This is a genomic window from Streptomyces sp. R35 (assembly GCF_041053035.1).
GTDB classification, from domain to species: Bacteria; Actinomycetota; Actinomycetes; order Streptomycetales; family Streptomycetaceae; genus Streptomyces; species Streptomyces lutosisoli.
On record NZ_CP163440.1, the window covers coordinates 2,811,617 to 2,837,415 of the forward strand.

The window sequence follows — 25,799 nt, forward strand, 5'->3', positions numbered from 1 at the left end:
ATCCACCGTACGACCCCGCACTGACAACGGGGCCGGATCACCAGCTCTGCGGGGTGCGGGAACTCCGGTGTCCGCGGTCCTGGCCGCGGCGGGGCGCGGGACGGCGGCCGGGGTGCGGGACGGCGGGGTGCGCCGGGATGCCCGGCCTGTTCTCCACGGGCGTCCAGTCGGGCTTGCCCATGACCATCAGCGGGTCGAACATCACGACCACGCCCGCCAGACACAGAAAGGCCAGCGGGCCGATCATCATGGGTGCGAGCAGGGCGGCGGGCGAGTCCCCCGCGGGGGTGCTGGTCGAGCCGTGCAGATGGACGCTGAGGGCGGCCATGCCCACGTAGTGCATACCGCTGACGGCGAGCCCCATGACGAGACTGGCGCCCACGCTCCAGAGGAATCCCCGCACTTGTCCCGCCGCCCACAGGGCGGCGGTGGCGGCGACGACGGCTATGACGACCGACGCGGAGACGGTCAGGGTGTTGTATTCGAGCTTTCCGTTGAGGCGCATGCCGGCCATGCCCAGGTAGTGCATCGAGGCGACACCCAGACCGGTGATGGTGCCCCCGGTGAAGAGCGCCGTTCCGGTGGCGCCCTTGTAGCCGACGATGAAGATCCCGATGCCGACCATCACGATGGCAACGCCCAGGCTCGCGAACGTCGTCGGTTTGTCGTAGTGGACGGGGGTCTCCTTGACCGTGAACCCCATCATCGCGATGAAGTGCATGGTCCATATGCCCGAGCCGATCGCCGCCGAGCCGAGGGCGAGCCAGCCGCCGCGCCAGGAGCGGGCGACGAGCATCGATCTGGTGGTGCAGCGCAGACCCAGCGCTCCGCCCAGGCAGGCCATGAGGTATGCCACCAGCGGTGTGACGAGTCCGTAAGTGAAGCCGTCGACCGTGCCCTGCATGTGCGGCTGCCCTTCCCACCCTGTTGCTCCTGAAAATTCCTGAAATGCCCCCACCCTCAGGACCGCGAGAGCGGACAGGGTCGAGGCAGAGAGTATGACTCCCACCGGAATGGTCGAACGATTTTCCGGCAAAGAATCACGACCTCGCCCCACTTGTGCGGTGCCAGTGAGCGGACTTGGACAACTCCTTTCAATCCGCGGCCATCTCGTACCCCTCCTCCGTTGACCCTCTGCTGTCACTCTTGTGCTGTCCGTGATCGCTCGACGTGAGGAGAACGCATGCACGCGCGCGTTGCCGCCGCCACGACCGCCGCGCTTCTAGGGGGCGCCGTGCTGATACTGCCGAGTCCGCACGCCCGGGCCGGGTCCCAGAGCACCGGTCCCGTGATCGTCTCCCATCGCGGCGCCTCCGCCTACGCGCCCGAGAACACCCTGGCCGCCATCGACAAGGCGGCCGCGATGGGATTCCCGTGGGTCGAGAACGACGTCCAGCGCACCAAGGACGGTGAACTCGTGGTCCTCCACGACGCCACGCTGGCGCGTACGACCGACGTCGAGCGGGTCTATCCGCACCGGTCTCCCTGGAAGGTCAAGGACTTCACCGCCGCGGAGATCGCCCGCCTGGACGCCGGGAGCTGGTTCAGCCCCCGGTACGCGGGCGTGCGCGTGCCGACGCTGAAGCAGTACATGAACCGCGTCTCGCACAACCACCAGAAGCTCGTCCTGGAGGTCAAGAACCCCGAGCTCTATCCGGGCATCGAGCGGCAGACCCTCAAGCTCCTGAGCAACGAGGGCTGGCTCGACCCGGCGCACCTGAAGAGCAGCCTGATCGTCCAGAGTTTCAGCGCGGACAGCGTGCGAACGGTCCACGATCTGCGCCCCGGCATCAAGACGGCCTTCCTGGGCAGGCCGTCGATCGCACAGCTGCCCGACTACGCGCAGTTCGCCGATCAGATCAACTCGGATCACACCGCTCTCTCGTCCGGCTACGTCTCCGCGGTCCACGGGTTCGACGGGCCGCACGGCAGTCGGATGAAGGTCTTCGCCTGGACCGTCAACAACGCGGACACCGCCAGGCGCGTGGCGGGCTTCGGGGTGGACGGCGTCATCACCAATGTGCCCGACGTGATCCAGAAGGCTCTGCAGTAGTACCGCCCGGCCCCTCGCCCGTGGTGCGGACGTGCGCCGTCGTCCGCACCACGGGCATTGTCAGTGGCGCGCCGTACGGTGGGTCGCATGGACAGCCATGGGCAGTACGAGCAGCAGGTCGTGTGGACCGTCGTCGGCACGGACATCGGTCCGCTGCTGCTGGCGGCGACGCGCGACGGCCTGGTGAACGTCGTGTTCCACGCCACGGACACGGTGCGCGACAAGGCGCTCGACCGGCTCGCGTCCCGACTGGGCGCCGAGCCCGTCGAGGCACCCGGGTCACCTCTGCTGGCCGAGGCGATACATCAGGTCGTGGCGTACTTCGCGGGCGAACGGCGCGACTTCGAGCTGCCGCTGGACTGGTCGCTGATCTCCGGGTTCAACCGCCAGGTGCTCCGCGAGCTGGCGTCCGGCGTTCCCTACGGCTCGGTCGTGGGCTACGGCGACCTGGCCGGGCGGGTCGGCCAACCGGGTGCGGCGCAGGCCGTGGGGGTGGCCATGGGCTCGAATCCGCTGCCGGTCGTCGTGCCGTGTCACCGGGTGGTCGAGAGCGACGGCGGTATCGGCGGGTTCGGGGGTGGCCTGGAGACCAAGCGGAAGCTGCTCGCTCTGGAGGGCGTGCTTCCCGAGCCGCTGTTCTGACGGCTCTCCCGTGAACATCGCGGTTCTCACGGCTCTTCGGTGAGCGCCGCTGTTCGGATGGCTCCTCGGTGAGCCGGACGGGGCCTATCGCCCTGGGCGGCAACCCGCGTGCGTACACCCGATAACCGGTGTTCGTACTGGGGTACGAGCTGGGAAACTGCGCCGGTGACCAGACCCTGTTCCGCATCCTGTTCCGCTGCCTCCGAGTATTCGCCGTGACCTCCGTCGAGCGGCAGGACGCCCTCTCCCTCGACGCGGACGCGATACCGGCGCTGCGGCGCCGTATCACCGCCGTACTGATCGCCAGTCAGATCCTCGGCGGGCTCGGGGTCGCCACGGGCATCGCGCTCGCCGCCGTGCTGGCCAAGCAGGTCAGTGGCACCGAGTCGCTGTCCGGGCTCGCGCCCACCGCGACCGTCACCGGTACGGCGGTGCTCTCGGTACCGCTGGCCGCGCTGATGACCGCGCGCGGCCGTCGGCCGGGGCTGGTGCTGGCGTATCTCATCGGCGCGTTGGGTGCGGGTGTCGTGGTGGTCGCCGCGAGCGTCGGGAGCTTTCCGCTGCTGCTGCTCGGCATGGCGGGGTTCGGCGCGGCTTCGTCGGCGAATCTGCAGGCGCGGTTCGCGGCCGCCGATCTGGCCGAACCCGGGCGGCGCGCCCGGGCCATCTCGAACGTGGTGTGGGCCACCACGATCGGAGCGGTACTGGGGCCCAACATCGCCGCGCCCGCCGGACGCAGCGTCTCCGGACTCGGGATTCCCGAGGCGGCGGGGCCGTTCCTGTGGGCGGCCGGGGTGTTTCTCGTGTCGGCGCTGACGGTGGCCGTACTGCTGCGCCCCGATCCGCTGCTGACCGCCAGAGCGCTCGCGCCGATCGAGGAGCAGTCGGCCGACGCACGTACGCTGCGAGCCGGTCTGGCGGCCGTCAGGGCCTCGCCGCGGGCCAAGCTGGCGCTCGTGACCGTGGCCGTCTCGCACACCGCGATGGTCTCGATCATGTCGATGACCCCCGTGGACCTCGGACATCACGGGGCGAGCATCGATCTGATCGGGCTGGTGATCAGTGGTCACATCGCGGGCATGTACGCGTTCTCGCCCCTCATGGGGCGGCTCTCGGACCGGCTCGGCCGGCTCTCCGGGATCGGTCTCGCGGTGGGGCTGCTGGCCTGTGCGGCGCTGCTCGCCGGGACAGCGGGCGGCAGCCGCGGACAGATCGCCGTGGGGCTCTTCGTGCTGGGCCTGGGCTGGTCGTCCGGGATGGTGTCGGGCTCGGCGCTCCTGACGGACTCCGTGCCCCAGGCGGCGCGGGCCGCCGCGCAGGGGCTGTCCGACCTGACCATGAGCACGGCAGCCGGTCTCGGTGGAGCGGCCGCCGGTCTCGTGGTCGCGCGGGCGAGCTATGGGTGGCTGAACCTCGTCGCGGCGTGTCTGCTGGTGCCGCTGAGCGGGCTGGCGCTGTTCACGCGGGGTCGGCGCTCTCGGGGATCACAGGCCGTGGAAGGTCTCTGAGGTCCGGAGAAAGGCCCTCAGCGGCTCCCGGGGCCTCAGAGGCTGATGTGGTACGCCTTGCGGAGCGTCTCGTGCACGGTCCAGGTGGTGCGGTCGCCCTCGCGCAGGATCGCCGCGTCGCCGGGGCCCACCTCGATGACGTCGCCGCCCTCGACCTCGATCGTGGCGCGGCCGCTGACGACGACGAAGAGCTCGTTCGCCTCCGTGTCGGTCACCACGCCGGGCGTGATCTGCCAGATGCCGCGCAGCTGCTTGCCGTCGGCCGACTCCCACAGCACCTTGCCGGTCACGACCGGGTCGCCGGAGACGATCTGAGCCGGGTCCAGGGGCTCCGGTTCGAGCTCGGCGTCGGGGATGTGCACGGCGAAGGACGGGGCGGGCTGGGTGTTCGTGGTCATGAGCGGTCACCCTAAGGGCACGTGATCCGCCGGGCGCGTCGAGGGTCGCCTCTGTTCGAGACGCGGTCAGACAGGCCGTCCGCCGTTCAGCGTCCCGTGCGGATCGACACAGCCATATGGCCTCCCGAAGGGGTGCACCCGCGCGCGGGTGCACCCCTTCTCCCCCTTGAGGCTTACTCGTAGTGCCGTGAGGCCTACTCGTAGTGCCGTGCCTCGAAGACGTTCCCGTCCGGGTCGCGGAAGTAGAAACTGCGCTTGGCCAGTCCGCGGGCGCCATAGGAGTCGTAGGAGAAGCCCGAGAGCGGGACGGACCGCTCCTCCAGACGTGCCCGCAGCGCGTCGAAATCGCTTTCCTGCAGGGACAGGCATACGTGGTTGACCGGATGACCGGCGCTGTCGGCGCCTCCGGGGACCATGTTCATATACGCCGCCATGGGGAGGGGCATGAGGTCGAAAATGGTCTCTTCATTGAGGCGCGCTGAGGGGAACGACGCCTTTCCGGCGGCGAATTCGGTGACCTTCAGGGGTTCCAGTCCGACCGCCTTCTCGTAGAAGTCGGCCGAGGCGACCGGATCACGTACCCAGAGGACGACATGGTCGAGACGTGGCGAGTTGTCCGTCATGCCCCCAGGCTGATGTCGTACGCCGCAGGTCGCAAGGGTTTGACCGGGCGCGCCGCCCGCCAGAGATCCAGAGGTGAGGAAAGACGACCGACAGGAGGCAGGCGCGTGATCGTGGTGTCCGAAGAGGTACGGGAGGCGCTCGACGCGCGCCGGCCGGTGGTGGCCCTGGAGTCGACGATCATCGCCCATGGGCTGCCGCGCCCGCGCAATCTGCAGGTCGCGCTGGAGCTGGAGGATGTCGTACGGCAGGAGGGTGCCGTCCCCGCGACGATCGCCGTGCTCGACGGGCAGCCGCATGTCGGTCTGGACAAGGAGCAGTTGGAGCGGGTCGCGAACGAGGACGGGATCCGCAAGCTGGGCCACCGCGATCTGCCGCTCGCGGTGGCGGCGGGTGCGAGCGGGGCGACGACCGTGTCCGCGACGGCGCTGCTCGCCGCCCGCGCGGGCGTACGGGTGTTCGCGACGGGCGGGCTCGGCGGGGTGCACCGGGAGTGGACGGTGACGCAGGACGAGTCGGCCGACCTGGGCCTGCTGGCGCGTACCCGGATCACGGTGGTGTGCGCCGGTGTGAAGTCGATCCTGGACGTGCCGGCGACGCTGCAACGCCTGGAGACGCTGGGTGTGGCGGTGGCCGGGTACGACACGGAGCGCTTCCCCGGCTTCTATCTGTCGGACTCGGGACATCCGGTGGACTGGACGCTGGAGTCCCCCGGGCAGGTGGCGGATGTCATGCGCGCGCAGGACGCACTGGACGCTCCCGAGTCGGCGCTCATCGTCGCGAACCCCGTCCCCGAGGAGGAGCAGCTCGATCCCGCGCTCCACGCGCGCGTGCTCGCCGACGCGCTGCACGCGTGTGAGGCGGAGGGCGTGACCGGGCAGGCGGTGACGCCGTTCCTGCTCGACTATCTGGTGCGGCACACCGACGGCGCCTCGCTGAGCGCCAATCTGGCGGCGGTGCGCGGCAACGTACGGCTCGCGGGGCGGATCGCGGCGGCCTGGGCCGGGGCGTGAGCGGGACGGATCACGGGGCCGCCGGGCGGGATACGGAGGCGGAGGCGCTTGCGGGCGCTCTGCTCGTCGTCGGAGACGTGGTCACCGACGTCGTCGCCCGGCACCGCGGGCCGCTCGCGGCGGGCACCGACACGGCCGCCGCGATCCGCACCGTGCCCGGCGGCGCCGGCGCCAACGTCGCATGCTGGGCGGCGCATCGGGGTTGCGCGGACGTACGGCTGCTCGGCCGGGTGGGAGCGGAGGCGGCCGCGTGGCACGAGCGCGAGCTCGCGACCTGCGGTGTACGTCCCCTGCTCGTCGTTGATCCGGAGGCGCCGACCGGGACGGTGATCTGCCTGGTGGACACGGGTGCTTCGGCGGAACGTACGTTCCTCACGGACAGCGGGGCCTCCCTGCGGCTCGAACCCGACGACTGGTCACCCGCTCTGCTCGACGGTGTCGCGCGCCTGCATCTGTCGGGCTACCTGTTCTTCTCCGAGCCGAGCCGGGCGCTGGTGTCGGTGGCACTGGAGTCGGCACGCGCGCGTGGCGTACCGGTGAGCCTGGATCCGGCGTCGGCGGGGTTCCTCACCGAGCTCGGGGTGGACCGCTTCCTCGAACTCGCCGAGGGCGTCGACATCCTGCTGCCCAGCCGGGACGAGGCGTACCTGCTGACCGGGCTGCCCGATCCCGCGGACGCGGCGGCCAAGCTGAGCCGCCATGTTCCCCTGGTCGTCGCCAAGCAGGGCGTTGACGGGGCCCTCGTGGCCCGTTCCGGAACCGTCCGGGCCCGTGTCCCGGCCGTGCCCGCCACCCCTCGCGACACCACGGGCGCCGGCGACGCCTTCACCGGGGCATTCCTCGCCGCCCTGCTCGCGGGCGCGGAGGCCGAGGAGGCGGCGGCGGAGGGCTGCGGAGCGGGGGCGATGGCGGTGGAACGGATCGGAGGAAGGCCACCGGTGGGCGCCTGACGGCGGCCGGACGGAAGACTCGGCGGCGGGCCGGCGAAGCCTGCCGGTGGGCCGGCCCGCGAGTGGGCCGGCCCACGGGTGGGCGGCCAGGCCCGTGGCGCCCCGCATCGGCGCGGCACGGCCCATGGCGCCCCGGGCCAACTCCCCTTTTCCGGCTACCCCTTGCGCCCCCATGCCGAGATCATCGGTGCCGTCGCCAGGTCCATGGAGCCGGTGGCTACGTTGGCCAGGTGGCGGTCGATGTCCTGGTCGGTGGCCAGGCCCGCGGTGACGAGCTGGTCGCGGATCTGACGGATCGTCGCGGCCTCCAGGTCGGCACAGGCGGGCGAGGTGACGGGGAAATACGCGTCGGCCTCCACACCCTGCAGCCCCGCCTCGCGGAGCAGGCGCGGGAGTTTGCGGCCATACGCGAGATCGGCGCCGCGCTCCGCGAGCAGACTGCGGAAGCCCTGGCGCAGTCGGTTCGCGAGCTGTTGCTCGGGGCCGTACTCGTCGGGGCAGAGGAGAGGCTGCAGCGCGGGGTCGCCGTCCTCGACGAGGAGCCGGCCGCCGGGCCGCAGGGCCTTGACCATCGACCGCAACGCCCGCTCCCGGTCCGGCACATGGACCAGCACGAGCCGGGCGTGCACGAGGTCGAAGCCCTCCCCCGGCGGCTCCTCGGCGCCCACGTCGTGGACACGGACCTCGACCGGCGGGCGGGCTGCGGAGGCCGCCCACGAGGTGTCGATGTCGGTGGCGACGACCCGTCCGGTCGGGCCGACCTTCTTGGCCAGCCAGGACACGACGGACGTGCCGCCCGCGCCGACCTCCCAGCAGCGCCAGCCGGACCCGATGCCGAAGCGCTCGATGTGCCGGAACGTCGTGGGGTCGAAGAGAGCGGCAAAGGCGTCGAAGCGCTGTCCCGCCTCGGTCTGCTGGTTGTCGAGGAGATACCCGTCGGTTCGCGTCATGAGGAGATCATCCCAGTTGACCGGCTTGTCTGGAATCGCCGACGCTCCCGTTGCCGCCACCTGCGCGATCCGGTGAGCGTTGACCGCTCACTCACACACCAGCCGGAACGGAATGTTCCGTTCCCACAGGCTTTTCCGGCGCTCGATCAGGCCTGGCAGACTGGCGCGCCAAGGCGCAAAGTGCGGCGCGAGGAGATCCACGCAAGGAGATCCAGATGTCCATGGCAGGGAATCTGCGGAAGGTCACGGCCCTCGGCGCGGTCGGCGGCCTCCGCAAGGTGGCCCGGTTGACGCGGCGGCGCGCCCGTGTCGACCTGAGTCACCCCGCCCGGTCTCCGCTGGGCTCCGCGGTGGTGAACTGCGTGGCGTACCAGGACGGCGCCCGGGTCCCCGGCGGCCGCGATCTGGTCGACACCGTGGAGCGGATCCGCAAGAGCGACGAAGGATTCGTCTGGCTCGGACTGCACGAGCCGACGGCCCGGGAGTTCGCCGGCATCGCCGAGCTCTTCGATCTGCACCCCCTGGCGGTCGAGGACGCGGTGGAGGCCCATCAGCGCCCGAAGCTGGAGCGGTACGGCGAGACGCTGTTCGCCGTGTTCAAGACGGTCTGCTACGTCGAGCACAAGGAACTGACGGCGACCAGCGAAGTGGTGGACACCGGCGAGATCATGGTCTTCGTCGGGCACGACTTCGTCATCACCGTGCGGCATGGACGGCACGGCTCCCTGGGCCCGCTGCGCGAGGAGTTGGAGGCCGACTCGCTCCAGCTTTCCAAGGGACCGGCCGCGGTGCTGCACGCGATCGCGGACCATGTGGTCGACGACTATGTGAATGTCACGGACTCGGTCCAGGAGGACATCGACCAGGTCGAGGCCCATGTGTTCGCCGAGAACGGAGCACGGACCGACGCGGGCCGCATCTACCAGCTCAAGCGTGAACTCCTCGAGCTGAAGCGGGCCGTGGTCCCGCTCGCCCGCCCGGTCCAGGAGCTCGCGACTCGGCCGATACGGGTCGTCGACCCGGAGATACAAGCCTACTTCCGGGACGTCTCCGACCATCTGCTGCGGGTCACCGAACAGATCGCCGCCTTCGACGAACTGCTCAACTCGATCCTGCAGGCGCACCTCGCGCAGGTGACGGTGGCGCAGAACGAGGACATGCGGAAGATCACGGCATGGGCGGCGGTCATCGCCGTGCCGACGATGGTCTGCGGGGTGTACGGCATGAACTTCGACAACATGCCGGAACTGCACTGGAGGTTCGGCTACCCCATCGTCATAGGCGTGATATCCCTCGCCTGCCTCGTCCTGTACCGGGGATTCCGGCGCAACGGCTGGCTGTGAGACGCCCCTCGCCCGGCACGGCCGGCCGGACGGGGAAGGCGCCCACTCGGGAACGGCTGGAAGGCGGGAACAGGCAGAACCGGCGAGGTCAGCTCGTCGCGTAGACGCTCTCGACCCACGCCGCGAGCTGTTCGTCCGTCAGGTGCCGGGCCAGGTCGGCCTCGCTGATCATGCCGACCAGGCGTTTGTCCTCGATCACGGGAAGCCGGCGGATCTGGTGACCCTTCATCTCCAGGAGCACCTCGCCGACGTCGGCGCCCGAGTCGATCCAGCGCGGTGTGCCCTGGGCCATCTCGCCCGCGGTGACCCGTGCCGGGTCGCGGCCCATGGCCACACAGCCGACGACGATGTCGCGGTCCGTGAGAATGCCGCAGAGTCGTTCGTTCTCGTCGCTGATGGGCAGGGCGCCCACGTTGAGCTCGCGCATCAGCTGGGCGGCGCGGTCCAGGGTCTCGTGGGCGGGAATCCACTGGGCACCACGGTGCATGATGTCTCCGGCGGTGGTCATGAAGTACCTCCCGGTGCCGGACGGCCGGCGCGGCGCGGAACACACCGCTAGTCCCGGCGCCCTACATTCTCGCCGTGTCCCCAGCGATACGCACCCGGAAGTCCCCGTTGCCGAGGGGTGCCCGCCAAGCCGCCCGGGGTCAGACGGAGAATCCGACGATCTTCCGCGGGACGACGCGGATGATCACGCGGACCTCGTCGTCCTTCTCCGCCGGAGGGTCGATGCCGAGGTACTTGTGCGAGAGCTCGTACGGGAGGCGCTTGGCGTCGTCGGGGAGGATCTCGGCGGTGCCGCGGATCTCGACCGAGGTGTAGGGGTTGGCGAGGTCGAAGACAGAGAGGCTGATGCGGGGGTCCCGTTGGAGGTTGCGCACCTTCTGGCGTCCCGCGGTCGAGGAGAAGAGGACGCTGTCGCCCTCGCGTTTGATCCAGACCACCGAGTTCTGGGGAGCGCCGCCGGGGCCGAGGGTGGCGACGCTGGCGAAGTTCTTGCCGTCGAGGAGGGCGCGAACGGAGTCGTCGAAGGAGGCCGGATTGTCGGCGGAGAGCGTCATGAACACAGGCTAACTACATGCGCATGCATATAAAAGCCCTGAGGGGTCGGCACTTTTGATCAGCCGATCAGCCTGCCGGCGGGGCGACGGGGTGACGGGGCGACGAGTCAGCCGTTCCACGCCGGGCGACGCGGATCGTCGGCTCGCACCAGGACGTCGGCCGTGGCGCCCGGGTCCACCTCGTTCTCGTAGCGCTCGAAGGCGGGGAGGGTCCAGTGCTCGGCCTCCGGAGTACGGCGGCGGAGGGCGCCCGGGGAGAGGAGTACATGGACGCTGAGGTCGAACGGGAACCAGTGGCGCAGAAGGAGGGGGCCGTGCAGCAACAGGAGGCCGCCGGGCGGGAGTTGGATGGAGGAGCTGCGGGTGGCGCGGTCGGTGGCCGGGTCCCAGAGGTCGGGCAGGACACGGCCGTTGCCGCCCGCTTCGAGGGGGCCGAAGACCTCGCGCCAGAGGGCGCTGGTGTCGAACCAGCCGTCGTAGTACGCCTCGGCGTCCTGGTGGCCGTATTCGAGCCGGAGCGACGCCGGACGCAGGAAGCCCTCCGTGCCCACGACGAGCGAGGACCGGCCGCGTATGCGCAGCGCCTCGGAGACGCGGTGCGCGAGCTCGCCTGGGCGGGCGGCCGGGGCTCCGTCGAAGGCGATGCGCGGCCAGGGGCTGCCATCGTCCGGCTTCAGGTCGAGCAGACGCTCGGCGAGGAGGTCGCCGAGCCGTTCCCAGGTGATCGCTTCGAGTCGCACAGGGCCCATGATGCCGCGATCACAAGACGTTCTCGTGGGCGTGGCGGGCGGCGAGGAGTTCAGGGAGGTGAGCCGCGCTCCAGGTATGGGCCGCGATACTCACGCCACCCGCCCGCCCGGTCGGCCGGGCGATACCGTTTTGGGGGCGAGACCGCACCGCGCGGCGCCGCGCACCTGCCGTACGTGCGTACGCGGACCTCGCGGTGGCGGTGCTCGACGAGATCGAGACGCCGACGCTCCGCACCGTACGCGCGTGTCGGTCTTCAGCCCGGGCTTACGCCCGCCGTGATGGCCCGGCCGCGTAGATCCCGGGTCGGACGGGGGAATGAACCGCATATGGCACCGATCGCAACTCCCCCGCACCGCACCGGACTTCTCGTGATCCAGCCGCTCAAGAAGCGGCACTGTGTCGAGTGCGGGACCGGGCCGCTGGCGCTGCTGGTGCTGGAGGAGGGGGCGCCGCGGTGTCTGGACTGCGCGGATCTCGGGCATCTGGTGTTCCTGCCGCGAGGGGACACCGCGCTGACGCGGAGGTCGCGGGAGGGCAGTGCGCTGTCGGCGGTGGTGGTGCGGTTCAACCGGCGGCGGAGTCGGTACGAACGGCAGGGTGTCCTCGTAGAGGAGGCGGCGCTCGCACGGGCCGAGGAGCGGTGCCTGGCGGACGCGGAGGCGCGGCGGCGGCGCCGTGCTCGGGACGCGCGGCGGCGGAAGGCGGAGGATCTGCGGTTCACGGACGCGTTCGCGCGGGAGATAGGACGGCTGTTTCCCGGCTGTCCGGCCGAGCGGGCGCGGGCGATCGCCGCTCACGCCTCGGTGCGCGGCAGCGGGCGGGTGGGGCGCAGTGCCGCGGGCCGTGCGCTGTCCGAGGCCGCGGTGACCGCGGCGGTTCGTGCCGGGGTACGGCACGCGGACACTCCGTACGACCAGCTGCTGATGAGCGGTGTGCCGCGATATGAGGCGCGGCGCCGGATCGCGGCCTCGGTGGAGGCGCGGCTCTGGGAGTGGCGCGACGAGCTCACAGCGCGCGCATGACCGGGTTGCCCGGCAGACGCGCGGCCGGCCCAGAGACCCGCCCTGCCCACCCTGCTTGCCTGCCCACCTGCTTGCCTGCTTGCCCTGCGCCTCCTAGCCGTCCTGGCCGCCCTACCCGCCCTTGTCGACCCGGTTCTGGACGCTCGCGTATGCACCCGCACCCCTGGGCCATGGTCACTGTCCTCGTTCAGGATTTCACTTGTGGTGACGGTTGGTGCCGTGCAGGATCTTTGGACTTGGGGGGTCGATGCGGGAGTGGACATGATCGATGGACCGTACTTCGTGCTGACGGTGTTGGGGGTGCTCGGCTGCGGGCTGGTGGCCGGGGTGTTCTGCGGGTTCTCGACGTTCGTGATGAGGGGGCTCGCCGAGCTGCCGCCCGCGCAGGGGGTCGCCGCGATGAACGCGATCAACGTCGCCGCGTTGCGCCCGCCGTTCATGCTGGTGTTCCTCGGGTCGGCCGGGCTGTGCGCCGTGCTCGCCGTGGTGACGTTCGTGCTGTTGCCGGACGACGGGACGGTGGAGCTGCTGCTGGGCAGCGCGCTGTATCTGTTCGGGTCGTTCGGGGTGACGGTCGTCGCGAACGTGCCGCGCAACGAGGCGCTGCTCAAGATGGAGCCCGGAGCTCCGGAGACCGCTTTGTACTGGCGTACGTACGTGCGTGAGTGGACGATGTGGAACCACATCCGCACGGTCGCGTCGGCCGCCGCGGCGGTGTCGTACACGCTGGCCCTCACCTGAGCGGCGGGGCCGACGGAGGCGACGTATCGTGGCGGGAAAGGAGTGCCGCCCGGAGGCCGTGGGCCGATGACGTCCGGTGGCCGCGCGGCCCCGCACCGGTACGCGTACGTGAGGGAGACGGCCATGGCCGATCCCAAGGGATTCATGACCACACCGCGCGAGGAGTATCCGCGCCGGCCCGTCGAGGAACGCGTGCGGGACTGGAACGAGGTGTACGTCCCCGGGGCGCTGCTGCCGATCATCAGCAAGCAGGCCGACCGCTGCATGGACTGCGGAATCCCGTTCTGCCACGACGCCTGTCCGCTGGGCAATCTGATCCCCGAGTGGAACGACCTGGTCTCGCGGGACGACTGGCGGGCGGCGAGCGACCGGTTGCACGCGACGAACAACTTCCCCGAGTTCACCGGGCGGTTGTGCCCGGCGCCGTGCGAGGCGGGTTGTGTGCTCGCGATCAACCAGCCCGCGGTCACCATCAAGAACGTCGAAGTGGCCATCGCCGACCGGGCCTGGGAGGACGGTTTCACGCCACCGCGCCCGCCGGACCGGCTGTCGGGACGGACCGTCGCGGTGATCGGGTCGGGGCCCGCCGGGCTCGCCGCCGCACAGCAGCTGACCCGGGCCGGGCACACCGTCGCCGTGTACGAGCGGGCCGACCGGATCGGCGGGCTGCTGCGGTACGGGATCCCCGCGTTCAAGATGGAGAAGCGGCACCTGGACCGGCGGCTGGAGCAAATGCGGGCGGAGGGAACGAAGTTCCGTACGTCGACGGCGATCGGCAGGGACATCCGCGCCGCCGAGCTGAAGTCACGCTACGACGCCGTCGTCCTCGCCGTGGGCGCCACCGCCTGGCGCGAACTGGACGTTCCCGGACGGGAGTTGGCCGGGATCCATCAGGCGATGGAGTATCTGCCGCTGGCCGACCGGGTGTGCGAGGGCGATCTGGAGGTCTCGCCGTTGTCCGCGGCCGGCAAGCACGTCGTGATCGTCGGCGGTGGTGACACCGGCGCCGACTGTCTGGGGACGGCCGTACGCGAGGGCGCCGCGTCCGTGACCCAGCTCGACATCTATCCGCTGCCCGAGGCGGAGCGCGACGAGGACGCCGAGCCGTGGCCGACGTACCCCAAGATCTACCGGCTCTCGGCCGCGCACGAGGAGGCCGGCGTGCTGGAGACGGCGCCCGCGGCGGACGCGGACGCCCGGCTCTTCGCGGCGTCCACGCTCCGCTTCACCGGGGACACGGACGGGCATGTGCGTGCACTGCACCTCGTCGAGGTCGACGAGGTGCGCCGCCCGGTACCCGGCTCCGGGCGGGACCTCCCCGCCGACCTTGTGCTGCTCGCCCTGGGCTTCTCGGGCCCCGACCGCCACGACGGCCTGATCGACCAGCTCGGCCTCACCCTCGAACCGCGCGGCACGATCTCCCGGGACCAGGACTTCGCGACCAACGTTCCCGGGGTGTACGCCGCCGGGGACGCGGCCCGCGGCCAGTCCCTCATCGTCTGGGCCATCGCCGAGGGGCGAGCCGCTGCCGCCGCGGTGGACCGTCGGCTGACGGGCACGTCGCAGCTTCCGGCGCCGATAGGGCCGTACGACCGACCGATGACGGTGTGACTCAGGACGGTGTGACCGAGGGCGGTGCAGAGGCGCCGAGTCGCGGGTGACGGGCCGCGCATCGACCGGAGGGGAGGCGGCGGTGCGTCAGCGGCGCTCGTCCGTGCCCGCCACCTTCGCCGTCGACAGCGCCACCCGGTTCCACGTGTTGATCGTGAAGATCAGGGCCAGCACGTGGGCGAGCTCCTGCTCCTCGAAGTGGGCGGCGGCCTGCGCGTACACGTCGTCCGGCACGCCCGCGTCGGCGACGCGCGTGACCGCCTCCGTCAGGGCGAGGGCCGCCTGCTCCCGCGGCGTGAAGAAGTGCCGGGCCTCGCGCCACACCGCGACCATGTGCAGCCGGTCCTCGCTCTCGCCGGCCTTGCGGGCGTCGTTGGTGTGCATGTGGAGGCAGTACGCGCAGTGGTTGAGGTGCGAGGCGCGGATCTGGATCAGTTCGACGAGGGCCGGGTCGAGCCCCTCGCGGGCCGCCGCGTCGAAGCCGATGAGGGCCCGGAAGACCTTCGGAGCGGACTTCGCGAAGTCGAGGCGGGCATTTTCGGCCACGGTCGCCCCACCCGAAGAAACAGTGGTACCGGCCGTCGTGTGCGTCAGGTGCGTTGCGTGCGTCGTCATGACCATGAATCTACGGGCCGGAAAGACCGGCTGTAGGGTGCATTTCCATGGCAGATTCATGGGTCAATTCCGCGGAGCGGATAGGCGCCGACCTGCACCTGGAGCTGTCGGGCTCGGGTGGGCGGCGGGCCGCGCTGATCCGTGCGCTGCGCGAAGCCGTGCGTGGCGGCAGGCTCGCGCCGGGTACGCGGCTGCCGCCGTACCGCTCGCTCGCCGCCGACCTGGGCGTCGCGCGCAACACGGTCGCCGACGCCTACGCCGAGCTCGTCGCCGAGGGCTGGCTGACCGCCCGGCAGGGCTCGGGCACCAGGGTGGCCGACCGCACCGCACCGCCGGGCACCCCCGCGCGCGTACCCAAAAAGGCACCTCCACGCGCGCGTGGACCCCGGCACGATCTACGGCAGGGCACGCCGGACGCGTCGTCGTTCCCGCGCGCCGCCTGGCTCGCGTCGTACCGCCGCGCCCTCCAGCAGGCACCCAATGAGGCCTTCGGGCCCGGTGATCCGGCGGGGCGGGTCGAACTGCGCGAGGCACTCGCCGCATACCTGGCACGCGCGCGTGGCGTACGCACGGAGCCTGGACGGATCGTGATCTGTTCGGGTTTCGCGCACGCCCTGCGGCTGCTCTTCCCGCATGTCCTGCGGGGCCCGCTGGCCGTCGAGTCGTACGGCCTCGGCTTCCACCGCGAACTGCTGGCCGCCGCGCCCGTACGGACCGTACCGCTGCCCGTGGACGAAGACGGCGCTCAGGTGGGCGAGTTGCGCAGGGAGCGGGCCGTACTGCTCACGCCCGCCCACCAGTTCCCGACCGGCGGTCCGCTGCATCCCGCGCGACGGGCCGCCCTGATCGACTGGGCACGCGCGCGTGGAGGGGTGATTCTGGAGGACGACTACGACGGGGAGTTCCGCTACGACCGCAAACCGGTGGGTGCCGTGCAGGGCCTGGACCCGGAGCGGGTCATCCACATCGGCTCGGTCAGCAAGAGCCTTTCGCCGGCGGTGCGGCTCGGCTGGATGGTCCTTCCGGAGCAGTACGTCGATGCCGTACTCGCCGTCAAGGGCGAACGGGAGGCGTGGGCGAGCGCGTTGGACCAGCTGACGCTCGCGGACTTCATCGTCTCCGGGTCGTACGACCGTCATGTGCGGCGTATGCGGCAGAGGTACCGGGGGCGGCGGGACCGGCTCGTCGCCGCGCTCGCCGCTCAGGCACCGCACATCGAGGTCACCGGGATCGCGGCCGGGCTGCACGCGGTGCTGCGGCTGCCGCCAGGGACCGAGCAGTCGACGGTCAAGGCGGCGGTGTGGCAGGGCGTCGCGCTCGACGGGCTCGCCGAGTTCCGGCATCCGGAGGCGGTGACGGCCGCGCCGGACGGGCTGGTGGTGGGCTATGCGACGCCCGCGGAGCATGCCTATGGGGCGGCGCTCGACGCGTTGTGCGGAGTGCTGCCACCGGGCTGACCTGGCCGGAAAGCGACCTCCAACTGACGTGGGGCACAACAGCGGTGGCGCGCCCGCGCCAGACGGCCTCGGCCCCGCGCCGTATGGTCTCGGCCCCGTCCCCTTGGATCAGCCCTCGGCCGCACTGCCGCGACTCGTGGGTTCCAAGGCCGCGCATCTCGCTCGGGCGGCGCGCGCCGGGCTGCCCGTGCTTCCCGGGTTCGTGGTGCCACACCCGGCGGACAGTGATCCCGACGGGGACCCCGTCTCGCTCCGGCGAGCCTGGCACCAGCTCTCCCAGGGCGGCACGCTCCCCCTCGTCGTACGCTCTTCGTCCCCTCAGGAGAACACCCAGGAGTCGTCCCTGGCGGGCCAGTTCGCCTCCGTGCTGGAGGTGCGCGGCTGGCGCGACTTCCGTACGGCGATACGGACCGTTCTCGAATCGGCGCACCGCCCTGACGGCACCACCGCCCCGATGGCGGTGCTCGTCCAGCCGATGCTGGCGGCCCGGCTCGCACGGCATGCGCGGCGCGTCTTCGGCGGCCCCCAGGACATCGAGTTCGGCTTCGACGAGGGCGGGCGGCTGTGGCTGTTCCAGAGCCGCCCGATCACGGCGATGGCAGCGCGGCCCCCGCGCGGGCGCAATCTCGCGGTCGGGCCGCCGTCCATCGAGCAGATCTACTACGGGCTGAGCCTCGGCCCGGGCCGCGCGGACCAGCCGCCGTTCCCGGTGGTCGCCGTGAGTCGCCTGGTGGACGCCCCACGGCGCATGTGGTCCCGGCTGTAGCCCCAGCCTCTCCGTAAGTCCGTGCCGCGGTCAGGATTCATATCGAAGTAAGTCATCAACTCAGAGCCACAATTAGGGAAGCCGGGGAAAGGGGAACACAAGTGGTTCATGACAGAAGGAAGTCCGCCTCCCCCGCCTTCGCGCCCTGGATGAACGCGGTCATCTCGCCGGGTGTGTAGATCAGGGCGGGTCCGTCCGGGTCCGCCGACTGGCGGACCGCGATGCGTCCGTCGGCGAGCTTCATCGCCTCCAGGCAGTTGCCGCCGTTCCCGCCGCTCCACGGCTTGTGCCAGCCTTCGTTGCCCAGTTCGCGGGCGGGCATTCCGTTGTAGATGCGCACGTCGCGTATCCGCGGCTTGATGCGTTCCATTCACAGCTCCTTGCGGAGATCCCGGAGGATCTCCTTCGTGCGATGTGCCGTGGCGGCCTGAGCCGCCATGCGGTCCATGACCTCGAGGTGGGTCGCCACCTCCGAGCGCGCGTCCAGGTAGACGGCGCCGGTCAGGTACTCGCTGTAGACCATGTCCGGGAGCTCCGGCATGGCAAAGCGGAACAGCACGAAGGGCCCGTACGTGCCGGGGTGCGGCCCCGAGGAGAACGGGATCACCTGCAATGTCACGTTGGGCAGCTTCGTGGCCTGGAGCAGCTTGTCGATCTGGGCGCGCATCACCTCGGGACCGCCGATGGGGCGGCGCAGGGCCGTCTCGTCCATCACGGCCCAGATCCGGGGCGCGTCCGCGCGGGTGAGCAGATCCTGGCGCTGTATGCGCAGCGCCACGTGCCGCTCGATGTCCTCGGGTCTGGTCTGGCCGATGGCGCCCGCTTTCATGACGCCGCGCGCGTAGTCCTCGGTCTGCAGCAGCCCGGGCACGAAGTGGGGTTCGTACGAGCGGATGAGGGCGGCGGCGCCCTCAAGGCTCACATGCATCGAGAACCAGTCCGGCAGGATGTCGTGGAACCGCTGCCACCAGCCGGGTTTGTTGGCCTCCTCGGCCAGTTGGACGAAGGCCTCGGCCTCCTCGTCGCTGACGCCGTACGCCTTCAGCAGCAGTTGGAGGTACGGAATTTTGAGGGAGACCTCGGCCATCTCCATACGGCGGACCGTGGCGGGCGCGACACGCAGGATGCGCGCGGCCTCCTCACGCTTGAGACCCGCGCGTTCCCGCAGGTCCAGCAGGCGTCGGCCGAGGACCACCTGACCGACCGTCGGCGCGGACCGCGGTTCGCTCACGTCCCACCTCCACTGAGTCCATGACAGCCCGTCCACTGCGTCCATGACAGCCCGTCCACAGAGTCCGGACAGGCCGGGCGGCGCCGTACGGGTTCTTCCTCGTCCTCTTCGACGATCCCAACTGGCGCCGCTCGGCGTGCTGTTGCGAGCAGTGTGCCACGCGCCCTCACCGCGTCGTACAGCACTCTGCATTTTTCAGAGTGACACTTGCCAAGTGTTCACGGCGGGGCGATAGTGGCAAGCGTGACTCCGTCCGCGCCGTTAGGAACAGACGCCGCCGAAGACCGGATCGGTCTCCGTGCCGCCGCAGGGCTCCGGCCCGGCGCGGCCGCCGAGCGCCGGTTCCGCTTCGAGCTGGCCGCACACCCGGGCTCCGTGGCTCAGGCGAGACGCCTGGCACATGCCCGGCTGTCCGGCTGGGCGGTGTGCGAGGACACCTGCGACACGGCGGCCCTCGTCATCTCCGAACTGGTCACCAACGCGATCGTGCACGCCGCCGGCGAGCGCGTCCTCTGCGAGCTGCACGACGCCTCCGACGTGGTGCGGATAGCGGTACGTGACGAGGGATGCGCTCCGGGTGAGCCGCACCCCTCGCCGCAGCGGCCCGAGGAGGAGCACGGGAGGGGATTGCTCCTCGTCGCGGCCGTGTCCAGGGCCTGGGGGGCCCAGGACACCGGGCCCGGCCTGCTGGTCTGGGCGGAGCTGGAGCGCGGCGCGGGCGGGCAGGGCGGGCGGGACGGAGCCACCGAAGCCCGGTCGGACCTGGGCTGGAGCGCGAAGAAGCCCCCGGCCGACGGCCAGGGAACCGGGACGGAAGCGTCCTGGGGAACGCGGACCCTGGGGGTCCCGCCGATCGAGCGCAACCCGGATTGGGGGAGGGTGTGAGGGGTACGCCCGCGGCAGGGCCTGGAGCGCAGGTCCTGAGCCTGGACACGATGGTCCGCATGAAGCGCGGGCAGCGGATGTCCGGGCCGCTGAGGCGTCTGCTCGTACCCGAGGGCATGACCGTGCCGCTGGGCTGCGACGCGGTGTCGGTGCCCGCCCGGTTCGGACCTCTGCTGCTGCCGCGGCTGCCCCGCGTGGGCTGTGTCTACGCGGACGGGTCGCGCTGGTGGCTGCTCGTGCCCTCCGACTCCGACGTCGCTCTGGAGTGGCCGGCGCCCGCGCACTACGCCACGGGGGCGGTCGTACCGGACGCGCCCGACGCACCCGGCCTCATCCACAAGCCGGACGGCACGCTTCCTTACACCCCGCCGATCCCCCTCTATCTGGCGCTGTGCCGGATGACGGGGACGACGCCCGTTTGGTCGCGTCCGATCAGCGCGTAAACCCTCCGGCCGGGGGCTGCCGGACGTGTCCGAAGTGCGCCGGTCGCCGCAAAACACCACTGCCTCCGCGGGTGGAGCGCCGCGTTCCTGGGGAAAGCACCGTTCGTGCAGTCCCGGGGAGGCCATGGGTGGGGAAAGCGGCGGAGAAGTCAGCAGGCGAGTCGGCGGAGAAGCCGACGGGCGAATCGGCTGGGAAGCCGACACGCAAGAAGAAGCGCGGCAACGACAAACCGCCGCCCTCCGATTCCGAATACCTGCTCTTCGGCGGCCCGCTCCGCTACGACATGGGCTGGTCCCAACACGCCGACGCGTTCCTTGAGTTGAACTTCCGCGCGATGCTGACGCGGCTGCCGTCGCTGCTCGCGTCCAGTTTCCGTCTCGCCTGGAAGGCGGACCCGCGCGCCGCCCGTGTCGTGCTGGCCGCCGAGCTGACCCGCGGCGGCGCCCAGGCGGTCAGCCTGCTGGCGGTCAACAGCGTGCTGGGGCGGCTGATGACGAGCGGCCCGGTCGGGGACCGGCTGCGCGGCGCGCTCCCGGCGCTGGTCACGGTCGCCGCCGTGATGCTGGTCGCCGCGCTGCTGCGGGCCGCGTCCACGTATGCCACCGGACGCCTGGAGCCGAAGGTGGAGCGGGTGGCGACCGAGCTGTATCTGGAGCGGGCGGCGGCCGTGGAGCTGGCCGCGATCGAGGACGACGCCTTCCACAAGCTGCTGGACACCGCACAGTACGGCGCCCGGTCCGCCCGAAGCATGATCACGATCGCCACCCGGGTGGTGAACGCGATGATCTCGCTGTGCGCGGCGGCGGGCGTCCTGACCGTGCTGCACCCCGCGCTGCTGCCACTGCTCGTCACGATGACGCTGCCGAGCGCCTGGAGCGCGCTGACCATCGCCCGGCGGCGCTACGAGTCGTTCCACACCTGGGTGCAGCACGCCCGCGCCGGGCATCTGATCAGCAGTCTGCTCACCGAGCCCGCCGCGGCCCCGGAGATCCGCGTGCACGGCGTCGGGCCGTTCCTGTTACGCCACTTCCGCTCGATGTCGGAGACCGCCGAGGCCGAACAGGCACGGCTGGCCCGGCTCTCCGCCCGCACCGGTCTGATCGCCGCCGCCTGGACGGGACTTGCCACCGTGGCGACGTACGCGACCCTCGGCGGGCTGCTGCTGGCCGGCGCGATGGCGCTCTCCGTCGCCGGTACCGCCGTGATCGCGATCCGCACCGGTTCCGCGAGCCTCGACACGCTCGTCCTGGAGGTCAACTCCCTCCACGAGGAGGCCCTGTTCGTAGGCGACCTGCAGCGTCTGTACGTCGAGGCGGCCGAGCGCGCGATCCCGGTGGGCGGTGATCCGCTTCCCACCGATCCGCGCGAAATCCGCTTCGAGAACGTCACGTTCACCTATCCGGGCACCTCGGCCCGGCCCGCGCTCACGGACGTCACCCTCAGCGTGCCGCTCGGCAAGATCGTGGCACTCGTCGGCGAGAACGGCTCGGGCAAGACGACCCTGGTGAAGCTGCTCGCGGGGCTCTACGCCCCCGATCACGGCCGGATCCTGTGGGACGACGTCGACGCGGCGACCGCCGACCGGCATCAACTCGCCGAGCGGATAGCGATGGTGGCCCAGGACTTCAAACGGTGGCCGTTCACGGCACGCGTCAATGTCGCGGTCGGACGCGCCTCGGCGCCGCTGACGGACGAGCGCCTGGCCTCGTCGGTCGCCGAGGCCGGGGCGGAGGACGTGGTCGCGGACCTGCCCCGGGGCCTGGACACGCTCCTGGGCCGCGGCTTCAGCGGCGGGCACGAGCTGTCGGGCGGGCAGTGGCAGCGCCTCGGCATCGCGCGGGCCGCGTACCGGCGCGGCGCCATCCTGATCGTGGACGAGCCGACGGCGGCGCTCGACGCCCGGGCCGAGCTGGAGGTCTTCGAGAAGATCAGGGCCCTGGCGGGCACCGGCCAGACGGTCATCCTCATCACGCACCGGCTGGCGTCCGTACGCCACGCCGATCTTGTGCACGTCCTCGACCAGGGCCGTCTCGTGGAGTCCGGCAGCCCGGACGAGCTCCTGGCCACGGGCGGCATCTACGCGGAGCTGTACTCACTGCAAGCCGAGCAGTTCACGTCGAAGGTGCCCACCCCAAGGGGGGCTGACGGGGGCTGATCCCACGCGACGCTCACTCGTGGCGCGCTCGGCGAAGCTCACTCGACGACGTCGGCACCTCGCACGACGACCAGGAACGCGTCCGTGGAGAGATCCATGACGACCTCCACGGCCTGTCCCTCCTGGCGGCGCGCCTGTGCGAACTCCTCCGCGGGCCACGACCCGCGCGGCCCACCGGCGGGAAAGCGCTCCAGCACCGTTCGCCCGTTCACCCTGCACCTCCATGTAGTACTGCTCTCATAGAGTTAAACGCCCTGCATGGGGTGAACGGCTCGCGAAGTGACCGTACTGAGACGTAGCCGACACAGGGCGGTACACCCCGTGTGAGGGAACTCTCAGTCCTCGTACTCGTCGTGGTACCGGATCCGCTCGCTGCCCGCGGGCGCCCCCAGCGCGGACGCGCGCCCCTTGGGCTCCTCCCACTCCTCCTGCCGGCCGAGTGCCGTGAGGTCGAGGAAGCTGGTGGTGGAGCCGAGCCCGTCCAGGCCGCGTTCGTACGTCGAGTACGTGTGGAAGACCTGTTCGCGGTCCCGCAGGAAGCAGCTCACGCCCGGACGTTCGCAGGGCTCGCCACCACCTTCGTCGTCGCCCATGAACGACACCTGGAAGTCGTGGTTGAAGTCGCTGTCGTACGACGAGTACCAGGGCACCGTCCAGCCCATGCGGGCCTTGAAGGGAAGGATCTTCGTGTACGGTGCCCGGGAGACGGCGGCGAACTCCGTGCCGCGGGCCCGCAGATGCGCGAGGTGCCCGATCTGGTCGAGGAAGGCCGAGCAGCTGCGGCAGCCGGCGTCCCACTCGGGCGCGAACATGAAGTGGTAGACGACGAGTTGGTGCCGCCCCCGGAAGAGGTCGAGCAGCGTCGCCTTCCCGTCGCCGCCCTCGAACACGTACTCCTTGTCGATCCCGACCATCGGCAGCCCGCGCCGCTCGGCGTTGAGCGCGTCCCGCGCACGCGTTGCGGCCTTCTCCTTGAGCAGCAGCTCCTCGCGCGCGGCGCGCCACTCCTCACGCGAGACGATCTGCGGAAGCGTCATGTGCTCCTCCTACGGAACGGAACGGTGCCCTTCCTGTAAGGGACTGGCGCAAGGAGCGGAACTCATCGGCCCGTCGCCGAGATTCTTTCCGGCACGGTGGATCACGTGTCGTACTCCTGGATCCGCCGGCCGTGGCCACGGTCGACCAGTGCGGGCAGCCGCTCCCCCAACTCTCTTACCGTGGAAGGCAGATCGAGTGTGAGCAGCTCGCGGTTCCGCATCAGTACGCGCCCGTCGACGATCGTCGTCCGTACGTCACTGGAGCGGGCGCTGTGCACGAGTGTGGCCGCGAGGTCGTGCACCGGCTGGGTGTGCGGGCCGGTGAGGTCGACCAGGATGATGTCGGCCCGCCGGCCCCGCGCGAGGCTGCCGATCCGCTCCCCCAGACCGACGGCTCGCGCGCTCTGGAGGGTTGCGTGGTGCAGGGCTTGACGGGATGTCAGCCAGCGTGGGTCGCCCTCGGCCGACTTCTGCACCAGTGAGGTGAGGGCCATGGACTCCCAGACGTCCAGGGAGTTGTTCGAGGCGGCTCCGTCCGTGGCGAGGCCGACGGGGACGCCGATCTCGCGCAGGGCCCGTACCGGTGTCGGGTCCCAGGCGAACTTCAGGTACCCGCGCGGTGCGGTCGCGACGGCCACCTGTCCCGTCGCGCGCTCCAGTACGGGCAGGTCGCGGTCGATGATGCCTGTGCCGTGCGCGATGAGGAGTTCCGTGTCGAGGAGCCCGGTGCGCTCCAGGACCTCGATCGGCGTAAGACCGTGGCGGGCAAGGCTGTTGTCCGTCTGGTCGCGGCTCTCGGAGGCGTGGAGGTGCACCGGAAGGCCGTGCTCGCGGGCGAGCTGGGCGGTCGCGGCCAGATCGGCGTCGTCCACGGTGTAGGGGGCGTGCGGGGCGAGGGCGGTGGTGATGCGCCCGTCGGCGCCGCCCCGGTGCCGCAGCGCGAACTCCAGTGACTTCTCCCGGCCTTGCGCACCCTGCGAGGAGAAGAAGGCCTGTCCCAGGTGCGCGCGCAGCCCGCTCTCGGCCGTCACGGCGGCGACGGTGTCCATCGAGAAGTAGTGGTCGGCGAAGCAGGTCACGCCTCCGCGGATCATCTCGGCGCAGGCGAGCCGCGCCCCCAACTCCACGTCCTTTTCCGTGAGGTTGGACTCGATGGGCCAGATGTAGTCGTTGAACCACTCCTCGGCGGGCACGTCCTCGGCGATGCCGCGCAGGGCGACCATCGGCGAGTGGGTGTGGCAGTTGATGAGCCCGGGCATCGCCACCTGACCGCGGGCGTCGATGTGCTCGACGGCGTCCAGGCCGCGTACGTCGTCGGTGATCGCCTCGATGACCCCGCCTCGTACGACGATCGAGGCGTCCTCGAAGAACTCGATCTCCTCCTGACCGTCGTGCACCAGTGCGGTGCATCCGGTGATGAGGAGATCAGCGGGAGACTGCGTCATCGCCTCACCGTACGACGGTGTCGTGCCGCGGAGGGAGGTGAACCGCGCATCCCGTCCCAGCCCTGTCGCCGGGCCGCTTGCGCGAGCACCCTGGCGTCACCACAGCCCGCCTTCTGGAAGGAGCCGGCATGCTCCTCGGCACCTGGAACCTGGAGAACCTGTACCGGCCCGGCGGCCCCTTCGGACCGAAGGACAAGGCCGCGTACGAGACGAAACTCGCCGCCCTGGCCGCCGTCATCACGGAACTCGACCCGACTCTGCTGGGCGTACAGGAGGTCGGGGACCCGGACGCGCTCGCCGACCTGGCCGGAATGCTGGACGGCGACTGGCAGGTCACGCTCTCCGGTCATCCGGACGACCGGGGGATCAGGGTCGGTTTCCTCAGCCGAGTGGTGCCACAGGTGCTCGCCGACACGAACGCCTTCCCGGAGCCGCTGCGCCCCGTCCAGGCCGACGACCGCGGCGCCACCGTGTCGCACGCGGGCCGCGGCTTCCTGGCGGTGGAGATCACGACCCGGGCCCTGTCCCTGAGGGTGGCGGTCTGCCATCTCAAGTCGAAGCTGCTGTCGTACCCCGGCGGGCGCTTCCAGCCGCGCGACGAGGGCGAACGGGCCCGCTTCGGCGCGTACGCCCTGTACCGGCGGACCGCCGAGGCCACGGCGCTGCGCGCGCTGGCCGACGAGCTTCTGGCCGGTGAGGGCCGCACCCGCGATGTGGCGGTGCTCGGCGACCTCAACGACGAGGTGCAGGCCGCGACCACCCAGATCCTCCTCGGCCCGCCCGGCTCCGAGATCGGCACCCCCGGGTACGACCACGCGGACGCGGGCGACGCGATGCGCCTGTGGGACGTGGCCCCGCTCATCCCGGCCGACCAGCGCTACTCCCGCGTCAACTCGGGGCGGCGCGAACTGATCGACCACATCCTGGTCAGCCATCAGCTGGTGCGTCGGGTCACCGCCGCGGGTACGGGTCTGCCCGGCGAGCAGCAGCTCCGGCTGCCGTCGGTGGGTGCGGATCCGGGCGAGCGGCGCGGGGTGGCGGGGTCGGACCATGCGCCGGTGTGGGTGCGGGTGCAGCCGTAGCGGTCTCTGTGAGCGATGT

28 protein-coding genes are annotated in these 25,799 nt (G+C 70.9%); 15 read left to right on the forward strand and 13 right to left on the reverse strand.

Features of this window, described 5'->3' with window-relative positions:
- Window positions 1-37 precede the first annotated feature (37 nt).
- Window positions 38-904: an MHYT domain-containing protein gene (locus AB5J50_RS13060; protein ID WP_369257725.1), complete on the reverse strand. Its 867-nt coding sequence runs from the start codon at window positions 902-904 to the stop codon at window positions 38-40.
- A gap of 279 nt (window positions 905-1,183) precedes the next feature.
- Between AB5J50_RS13060 and AB5J50_RS13065 the strand changes: the two genes are divergently transcribed.
- The 3 genes from AB5J50_RS13065 to AB5J50_RS13075 all read left to right on the forward strand — a co-directional run bounded on the left by AB5J50_RS13065 (window position 1,184) and on the right by AB5J50_RS13075 (window position 4,203).
- The gene (locus tag AB5J50_RS13065; protein ID WP_369257727.1) at window positions 1,184-2,053 is read left to right on the forward strand and encodes a glycerophosphodiester phosphodiesterase; all 870 of its coding nucleotides are present in this window, start codon (window positions 1,184-1,186) and stop codon (window positions 2,051-2,053) included.
- Window positions 2,054-2,140: 87 nt separating this feature from the next.
- Window positions 2,141-2,695, forward strand: a complete 555-nt coding sequence (locus AB5J50_RS13070) for a methylated-DNA--[protein]-cysteine S-methyltransferase (RefSeq protein ID WP_327427892.1) — start codon at window positions 2,141-2,143, stop codon at window positions 2,693-2,695.
- A gap of 215 nt (window positions 2,696-2,910) precedes the next feature.
- On the forward strand, window positions 2,911-4,203 hold the full coding sequence (locus AB5J50_RS13075) for an MFS transporter (RefSeq protein ID WP_369265378.1): 1,293 nt from the start codon (window positions 2,911-2,913) through the stop codon (window positions 4,201-4,203).
- A 35-nt stretch (window positions 4,204-4,238) separates the two neighbouring features.
- Here the strand turns inward: AB5J50_RS13075 and AB5J50_RS13080 are convergent, their stop codons facing one another.
- Together AB5J50_RS13080 and AB5J50_RS13085 are read right to left on the reverse strand one after the other, a co-directional pair.
- Window positions 4,239-4,601: a cupin domain-containing protein gene (locus tag AB5J50_RS13080; RefSeq protein WP_369257729.1), complete on the reverse strand. Its 363-nt coding sequence runs from the start codon at window positions 4,599-4,601 to the stop codon at window positions 4,239-4,241.
- Window positions 4,602-4,795: 194 nt separating this feature from the next.
- Window positions 4,796-5,224: a VOC family protein gene (locus AB5J50_RS13085; protein ID WP_369257731.1), complete on the reverse strand. Its 429-nt coding sequence runs from the start codon at window positions 5,222-5,224 to the stop codon at window positions 4,796-4,798.
- 105 nt (window positions 5,225-5,329) lie between these two features.
- On the opposite strand from AB5J50_RS13085, the gene AB5J50_RS13090 reads away from it, so the two are divergent.
- Both AB5J50_RS13090 and AB5J50_RS13095 read left to right on the forward strand, forming a co-directional pair.
- The gene (locus tag AB5J50_RS13090) at window positions 5,330-6,235 is read left to right on the forward strand and encodes a pseudouridine-5'-phosphate glycosidase (protein ID WP_327427895.1); all 906 of its coding nucleotides are present in this window, start codon (window positions 5,330-5,332) and stop codon (window positions 6,233-6,235) included.
- Complete coding sequence (locus AB5J50_RS13095) at window positions 6,232-7,185, forward strand: carbohydrate kinase family protein (RefSeq protein ID WP_369257734.1); 954 nt, start codon at window positions 6,232-6,234, stop codon at window positions 7,183-7,185. The genes AB5J50_RS13090 and AB5J50_RS13095 overlap by 4 nt, the downstream gene beginning before the upstream one ends.
- 155 nt (window positions 7,186-7,340) lie before the next feature.
- Here the strand turns inward: AB5J50_RS13095 and AB5J50_RS13100 are convergent, their stop codons facing one another.
- Window positions 7,341-8,135 carry a methyltransferase domain-containing protein gene (locus AB5J50_RS13100; protein WP_369257736.1) on the reverse strand — a complete coding sequence of 265 codons (795 nt, stop codon included), beginning with the start codon at window positions 8,133-8,135 and terminating at the stop codon, window positions 7,341-7,343.
- A 215-nt stretch (window positions 8,136-8,350) separates the two neighbouring features.
- Between AB5J50_RS13100 and AB5J50_RS13105 the strand changes: the two genes are divergently transcribed.
- Window positions 8,351-9,478, forward strand: a complete 1,128-nt coding sequence (locus tag AB5J50_RS13105; protein WP_369257738.1) for a magnesium and cobalt transport protein CorA — start codon at window positions 8,351-8,353, stop codon at window positions 9,476-9,478.
- An 88-nt stretch (window positions 9,479-9,566) separates the two neighbouring features.
- On the opposite strand, the gene AB5J50_RS13110 is transcribed toward AB5J50_RS13105, so the two are convergent.
- The 3 genes from AB5J50_RS13110 to AB5J50_RS13120 all read right to left on the reverse strand — a co-directional run bounded on the left by AB5J50_RS13110 (window position 9,567) and on the right by AB5J50_RS13120 (window position 11,288).
- Window positions 9,567-9,986: a CBS domain-containing protein gene (locus tag AB5J50_RS13110; RefSeq protein ID WP_369257740.1), complete on the reverse strand. Its 420-nt coding sequence runs from the start codon at window positions 9,984-9,986 to the stop codon at window positions 9,567-9,569.
- Window positions 9,987-10,125: 139 nt separating this feature from the next.
- Window positions 10,126-10,539 (reverse strand): PPOX class F420-dependent oxidoreductase, encoded by a 414-nt coding sequence (locus AB5J50_RS13115; protein ID WP_369257742.1) that lies wholly within the window; start codon window positions 10,537-10,539, stop codon window positions 10,126-10,128.
- A gap of 107 nt (window positions 10,540-10,646) precedes the next feature.
- A complete protein-coding gene (locus AB5J50_RS13120) occupies window positions 10,647-11,288 on the reverse strand; it encodes a uridine kinase (RefSeq protein WP_369257744.1) in 642 nt (213 codons plus the stop codon).
- Window positions 11,289-11,615: 327 nt separating this feature from the next.
- Here AB5J50_RS13120 and AB5J50_RS13125 point away from each other — a divergent pair, with 327 nt between their 5' ends.
- From AB5J50_RS13125 to AB5J50_RS13135, 3 genes are all read left to right on the forward strand, one after another.
- Window positions 11,616-12,311: a DUF2293 domain-containing protein gene (locus AB5J50_RS13125; protein ID WP_369257746.1), complete on the forward strand. Its 696-nt coding sequence runs from the start codon at window positions 11,616-11,618 to the stop codon at window positions 12,309-12,311.
- A gap of 261 nt (window positions 12,312-12,572) precedes the next feature.
- Entirely contained in the window at window positions 12,573-13,052 is a 480-nt protein-coding gene (locus tag AB5J50_RS13130) for an anthrone oxygenase family protein (protein ID WP_327427902.1), read from the forward strand.
- A 123-nt stretch (window positions 13,053-13,175) separates the two neighbouring features.
- A complete protein-coding gene (locus tag AB5J50_RS13135; RefSeq protein ID WP_369257748.1) occupies window positions 13,176-14,663 on the forward strand; it encodes a glutamate synthase subunit beta in 1,488 nt (495 codons plus the stop codon).
- 87 nt (window positions 14,664-14,750) lie between these two features.
- On the opposite strand, the gene AB5J50_RS13140 is transcribed toward AB5J50_RS13135, so the two are convergent.
- Window positions 14,751-15,278, reverse strand: coding sequence for a carboxymuconolactone decarboxylase family protein (locus AB5J50_RS13140; protein ID WP_369257749.1), 528 nt, complete (start codon window positions 15,276-15,278; stop codon window positions 14,751-14,753).
- Between the two features lie 47 nt (window positions 15,279-15,325).
- Between AB5J50_RS13140 and AB5J50_RS13145 the strand changes: the two genes are divergently transcribed.
- Window positions 15,326-16,735, forward strand: a complete 1,410-nt coding sequence (locus AB5J50_RS13145; RefSeq protein WP_369257751.1) for a PLP-dependent aminotransferase family protein — start codon at window positions 15,326-15,328, stop codon at window positions 16,733-16,735.
- A gap of 103 nt (window positions 16,736-16,838) precedes the next feature.
- A complete protein-coding gene (locus AB5J50_RS13150; RefSeq protein WP_369257753.1) occupies window positions 16,839-17,501 on the forward strand; it encodes a PEP/pyruvate-binding domain-containing protein in 663 nt (220 codons plus the stop codon).
- Window positions 17,502-17,607: 106 nt separating this feature from the next.
- Here AB5J50_RS13150 and AB5J50_RS13155 read toward each other — a convergent pair whose 3' ends face one another.
- Window positions 17,608-17,871: a DUF397 domain-containing protein gene (locus AB5J50_RS13155; protein ID WP_327427909.1), complete on the reverse strand. Its 264-nt coding sequence runs from the start codon at window positions 17,869-17,871 to the stop codon at window positions 17,608-17,610.
- Entirely contained in the window at window positions 17,872-18,732 is an 861-nt protein-coding gene (locus AB5J50_RS13160) for a helix-turn-helix transcriptional regulator (RefSeq protein WP_369257755.1), read from the reverse strand.
- 234 nt (window positions 18,733-18,966) lie between these two features.
- Between AB5J50_RS13160 and AB5J50_RS13165 the strand changes: the two genes are divergently transcribed.
- From AB5J50_RS13165 to AB5J50_RS13175, 3 genes are all read left to right on the forward strand, one after another.
- A complete protein-coding gene (locus AB5J50_RS13165; RefSeq protein WP_369257757.1) occupies window positions 18,967-19,617 on the forward strand; it encodes an ATP-binding protein in 651 nt (216 codons plus the stop codon).
- A gap of 50 nt (window positions 19,618-19,667) precedes the next feature.
- The gene (locus tag AB5J50_RS13170; protein ID WP_330303803.1) at window positions 19,668-20,060 is read left to right on the forward strand and encodes a hypothetical protein; all 393 of its coding nucleotides are present in this window, start codon (window positions 19,668-19,670) and stop codon (window positions 20,058-20,060) included.
- A gap of 284 nt (window positions 20,061-20,344) precedes the next feature.
- Complete coding sequence (locus tag AB5J50_RS13175; RefSeq protein ID WP_369265379.1) at window positions 20,345-22,216, forward strand: ABC transporter ATP-binding protein; 1,872 nt, start codon at window positions 20,345-20,347, stop codon at window positions 22,214-22,216.
- A gap of 38 nt (window positions 22,217-22,254) precedes the next feature.
- On the opposite strand, the gene AB5J50_RS13180 is transcribed toward AB5J50_RS13175, so the two are convergent.
- The 3 genes from AB5J50_RS13180 to AB5J50_RS13190 form a co-directional block, all read right to left on the reverse strand.
- Window positions 22,255-22,428 (reverse strand): hypothetical protein, encoded by a 174-nt coding sequence (locus AB5J50_RS13180; RefSeq protein WP_327427913.1) that lies wholly within the window; start codon window positions 22,426-22,428, stop codon window positions 22,255-22,257.
- 123 nt (window positions 22,429-22,551) lie between these two features.
- A complete protein-coding gene (locus tag AB5J50_RS13185) occupies window positions 22,552-23,253 on the reverse strand; it encodes a DUF899 domain-containing protein (protein ID WP_369257759.1) in 702 nt (233 codons plus the stop codon).
- A 101-nt stretch (window positions 23,254-23,354) separates the two neighbouring features.
- Window positions 23,355-24,698 carry an amidohydrolase gene (locus AB5J50_RS13190; RefSeq protein WP_369257761.1) on the reverse strand — a complete coding sequence of 448 codons (1,344 nt, stop codon included), beginning with the start codon at window positions 24,696-24,698 and terminating at the stop codon, window positions 23,355-23,357.
- A gap of 128 nt (window positions 24,699-24,826) precedes the next feature.
- Here AB5J50_RS13190 and AB5J50_RS13195 point away from each other — a divergent pair, with 128 nt between their 5' ends.
- On the forward strand, window positions 24,827-25,780 hold the full coding sequence (locus AB5J50_RS13195; RefSeq protein WP_369257762.1) for an endonuclease/exonuclease/phosphatase family protein: 954 nt from the start codon (window positions 24,827-24,829) through the stop codon (window positions 25,778-25,780).
- The last annotated feature ends 19 nt before the right edge of the window (window positions 25,781-25,799 follow it).

Bases quoted from the DNA above. Each gene is read 5' to 3' on its own strand.
- AB5J50_RS13060 (WP_369257725.1), bottom strand. From the start codon at position 904: ATGCAGGGCACGGTCGACGGCTTCACTTACGGACTCGTCACACCGCTG.
- AB5J50_RS13065 (WP_369257727.1), top strand. From the start codon at position 1,184: ATGCACGCGCGCGTTGCCGCCGCCACGACCGCCGCGCTTCTAGGGGGC.
- AB5J50_RS13070 (WP_327427892.1), top strand. From the start codon at position 2,141: ATGGACAGCCATGGGCAGTACGAGCAGCAGGTCGTGTGGACCGTCGTC.
- AB5J50_RS13080 (WP_369257729.1), bottom strand. From the start codon at position 4,601: ATGACCACGAACACCCAGCCCGCCCCGTCCTTCGCCGTGCACATCCCC.
- AB5J50_RS13085 (WP_369257731.1), bottom strand. From the start codon at position 5,224: ATGACGGACAACTCGCCACGTCTCGACCATGTCGTCCTCTGGGTACGT.
- AB5J50_RS13100 (WP_369257736.1), bottom strand. From the start codon at position 8,135: ATGACGCGAACCGACGGGTATCTCCTCGACAACCAGCAGACCGAGGCG.
- AB5J50_RS13105 (WP_369257738.1), top strand. From the start codon at position 8,351: ATGTCCATGGCAGGGAATCTGCGGAAGGTCACGGCCCTCGGCGCGGTC.
- AB5J50_RS13110 (WP_369257740.1), bottom strand. From the start codon at position 9,986: ATGACCACCGCCGGAGACATCATGCACCGTGGTGCCCAGTGGATTCCC.
- AB5J50_RS13115 (WP_369257742.1), bottom strand. From the start codon at position 10,539: ATGACGCTCTCCGCCGACAATCCGGCCTCCTTCGACGACTCCGTTCGC.
- AB5J50_RS13120 (WP_369257744.1), bottom strand. From the start codon at position 11,288: ATGGGCCCTGTGCGACTCGAAGCGATCACCTGGGAACGGCTCGGCGAC.
- AB5J50_RS13125 (WP_369257746.1), top strand. From the start codon at position 11,616: ATGGCACCGATCGCAACTCCCCCGCACCGCACCGGACTTCTCGTGATC.
- AB5J50_RS13130 (WP_327427902.1), top strand. From the start codon at position 12,573: ATGATCGATGGACCGTACTTCGTGCTGACGGTGTTGGGGGTGCTCGGC.
- AB5J50_RS13135 (WP_369257748.1), top strand. From the start codon at position 13,176: ATGGCCGATCCCAAGGGATTCATGACCACACCGCGCGAGGAGTATCCG.
- AB5J50_RS13140 (WP_369257749.1), bottom strand. From the start codon at position 15,278: ATGACGACGCACGCAACGCACCTGACGCACACGACGGCCGGTACCACT.
- AB5J50_RS13145 (WP_369257751.1), top strand. From the start codon at position 15,326: ATGGCAGATTCATGGGTCAATTCCGCGGAGCGGATAGGCGCCGACCTG.
- AB5J50_RS13155 (WP_327427909.1), bottom strand. From the start codon at position 17,871: ATGGAACGCATCAAGCCGCGGATACGCGACGTGCGCATCTACAACGGA.
- AB5J50_RS13170 (WP_330303803.1), top strand. From the start codon at position 19,668: ATGGTCCGCATGAAGCGCGGGCAGCGGATGTCCGGGCCGCTGAGGCGT.
- AB5J50_RS13175 (WP_369265379.1), top strand. From the start codon at position 20,345: ATGGGCTGGTCCCAACACGCCGACGCGTTCCTTGAGTTGAACTTCCGC.
- AB5J50_RS13185 (WP_369257759.1), bottom strand. From the start codon at position 23,253: ATGACGCTTCCGCAGATCGTCTCGCGTGAGGAGTGGCGCGCCGCGCGC.
- AB5J50_RS13190 (WP_369257761.1), bottom strand. From the start codon at position 24,698: ATGACGCAGTCTCCCGCTGATCTCCTCATCACCGGATGCACCGCACTG.
- AB5J50_RS13195 (WP_369257762.1), top strand. From the start codon at position 24,827: ATGCTCCTCGGCACCTGGAACCTGGAGAACCTGTACCGGCCCGGCGGC.